We start from the raw sequence: 2655 nt of genomic DNA on the forward strand, positions 1-2655 counted from the left end.
CGGTTCGTGCCCTCAACTGCCTGAAGAGCGCGGAAGTGGAGACACTCGGTGAACTTGTGGTTTTCAACAAGAACGATCTGCTCAAGTTCCGCAACTTCGGAAAGAAATCGCTCAGCGAACTCGACGAGCTTCTTGAGAAACTTCACCTTTCCTTTGGAATGGATATTTCGAAATATAAATTAGATAAAGACTAATTCCCCATGAGACATAATAAAAAATTCAACCACCTCAGTCGCAAGAAAGGACACCGCGAGGCACTTCTTTCTAACCTTGCGATAGCTCTTATCCAGCATAAGAGAATTTTTACGACTGTGGCTAAGGCCAAGGCTCTCCGCGTGTTCGCTGAGCCTCTGATCACACGGTCGAAGAAGGACGATATGGCAAATCGCCGTCTCGTGTTCAGCTATCTCCAGAATAAGGACGCCGTGAAGGAGCTCTTCGGAGTTATCGCAGAGAAAGTGGCAGACCGTCCCGGTGGCTACCTTCGTATTATCAAGACCGGTCATCGTCTTGGCGACAACGCAGAAATGTGCATGATTGAACTCGTTGATTTCAACGAGAACATGCTTGAGGCTGCAGCTCCCAAGAAAGCGAAAACCACACGTCGTTCTCGCTCAAAGAAAGCTGCCGCTCCCGCCGAGGCTGCTGCAGAGGCACCCAAGGCAGAGGAGACTCCTGCCGCCGAGGAAGCAAAAGCTGAGTAATCCGAACGGTTTTATTCAAAATATTAAAGAGGTGACTGACAACAGTCACCTCTTTTGTCATTATATGGACCTGTTTCTGAAAAGTTTGCCGGCATATCTCGAAAAATCGGTTTCAATTGTTGCGAATGAAGCGGAATTTAGGTATTTTTGTCACATGTAAAATACTCTTTGGATATGACATTACGGATAAATATTGTTTTTTCTTTTCTTGTTTTGTTGATAATGTGCGGATGCCGTGGAAAACAGGAAGTGCTGAAAGTGCTCGACAATGAGGAATTCTTCACATCCGGGCTTGCCGAGTTTTCCGGAAAAATTGACAACGCGAGACGTGCCGGCAGCAGAAAGGCTCATTTCCATGTGGGGAATCTCTTGATTTACAAGGATGATATAATTACAGGTGAATCCCAATTCCGTTCGTTCAGTACGGATTTCGATGATGCGGGTTTCCGGGACTGGCTCAGGCTGACTTCTCCACGCATACTCACAGTGAAAGGGTATGCGGGAAATGATTTACCGGATGTTTATCTCGAACCGGGCAAGTCATTGACAATGCGGTTCGATGCCGAAACCGGCGAATGTCTCTTTTCAGGTGAACTGGCACAGGTCAACAATGATCTCGCCCGTGCTCCGAAAATAGCTGATCTGGATGAAATCAACAGAAAGATGGAAAATGACTCCTCCTTTGCTCCTGCCGAGGCAAGGGCTATGTACTAAGCTTCGGATTCGGTGTGGCGCAAAGAGCTTGACGCTTATCTTGAGTCATCGGACCTCTCTGTTGTCGGCAGGCGGATACTCGCGAATTATCCTGTGTTTCAGAAGGCGTACTGGCTAATGCTGAACGAGAAATTTCTGGAGCCTGAGTCACCTGAAGATTATACGCCCTTGAGAGAGGCGTTGCTTACTGATGACAATTATATCATGGCGCAGAAATGGCCCAGCGGTCTTGTTAAGAATCTGGCATCCTCTTCCTTGCTGAGTCGCATGGGCGAGAATGCCGGCAAATCGAGGGCACGCGATTATAAAGACGCAGTGATGAAATATATGAAGCGATATGATGCCATGAATATGTTTTTAGGTGTCTCGGGAATGCCGATGCTTGCCCAGCTTGCCGTCGCGCGCACATTATGCAAAGGGGGACTTCTTGAAAAAGCGAAGAATGTGGAAGAGGCTCTCGCCATAGTAGATACGGTTGCCGCCTCTTATCTTCCAAATCCCGAGGTCCGGAAAGGGGTAGAGCGATATGCGCGTCAGATGTTCAGGAAAGACCGCTACGAAGTGCGCGACACTCCCGAAGGGAAGATGCTGAAAGGGTTGCTTGCAAAGTACGCCGGAAAGAGGGTTGTGCTTGATTTCTGGGCTTCCTTATGTCCGCCTTGTCTGAAAGAGATGGCGGCGACGCGTGATGTCCGGGTTAAATTTCGCGACAATCCCGACTGGGTGGTTGTTTACGTCACCGGCGAAGAGATAACAGACAGAGAAAGTTACGACATGGTTGTGGCAAAATATCTTGAAGGAGATGAATCGCTTTATCTTGACCATGAGACGTATGGAAGACTGACTGCGATGTTTGATGTCGGAGGTTATCCGCACAAGGTCCTGTTTGACCGTGACGGAGCGGTGTTGCAGGAGAGATATGTCTTAACTCCGGACTGGAAGGGAGTAGAGGAATGAGAGTCCGCCGTCACAGGCGGCAGTCCGGTCAGAGAATGGGAGACACGAGTCTCACTATCGATTCGAGTATTCTTTGGAAAATAGGGCGTTTGTGCCATGCGTTGAAAGTGAGTTTCGTGCATGATTTTACGTCATTGAAGAAAATGTCGCGCATTTTTCTGTTGACCTCCTTGTCATAAATCATAAGGCTGCATTCGAAATTGTTTTCAAAACTGCGGTAGTCAAAATTTGTAGAACCGGCTATCACAAGGTTCTCGTCTATTATTATTCCCTTCGCATG

At 47.8% G+C, this 2655-nt stretch carries 5 protein-coding genes; 4 read left to right on the top strand and 1 reads right to left on the bottom strand.

Translation table 11 applies throughout. The features are described 5' to 3' along the window. From JX312_RS11955 to JX312_RS11970, 4 genes are all read left to right on the top strand, one after another. Positions 1 to 194 (top strand): DNA-directed RNA polymerase subunit alpha C-terminal domain-containing protein (locus JX312_RS11955; protein WP_304505005.1); only part of this gene is annotated, 194 nt, incomplete at its 5' end. A 6-nt stretch (positions 195 to 200) separates the two neighbouring features. Next, complete coding sequence (gene rplQ / locus JX312_RS11960; protein ID WP_123404999.1) at positions 201 to 704, top strand: 50S ribosomal protein L17; 504 nt, start codon at positions 201 to 203, stop codon at positions 702 to 704. A 174-nt stretch (positions 705 to 878) separates the two neighbouring features. After that, positions 879 to 1418, top strand: coding sequence for a hypothetical protein (locus tag JX312_RS11965; RefSeq protein WP_204458132.1), 540 nt, complete (start codon positions 879 to 881; stop codon positions 1416 to 1418). Between the two features lie 12 nt (positions 1419 to 1430). Next, a complete protein-coding gene (locus JX312_RS11970; protein ID WP_204458133.1) occupies positions 1431 to 2375 on the top strand; it encodes a TlpA disulfide reductase family protein in 945 nt (314 codons plus the stop codon). A 28-nt stretch (positions 2376 to 2403) separates the two neighbouring features. Here JX312_RS11970 and JX312_RS11975 read toward each other — a convergent pair. Beyond that, positions 2404 to 2655: phospholipase D-like domain-containing protein (locus JX312_RS11975; protein WP_239653908.1), on the bottom strand; the 252-nt coding region annotated here is incomplete at its 5' end.

The sequence above is a fragment of the Barnesiella sp. CU968 genome (assembly GCF_905219685.1).
Taxonomy (GTDB): domain Bacteria; phylum Bacteroidota; class Bacteroidia; order Bacteroidales; family Muribaculaceae; genus Lepagella; species Lepagella muris_A.

Excerpts from the sequence above, each read along its gene's own strand:
- rplQ (WP_123404999.1), top strand. The coding sequence starts at position 201 with ATGAGACATAATAAAAAATTCAACCACCTCAGTCGCAAGAAAGGACAC.
- JX312_RS11965 (WP_204458132.1), top strand. The coding sequence starts at position 879 with ATGACATTACGGATAAATATTGTTTTTTCTTTTCTTGTTTTGTTGATA.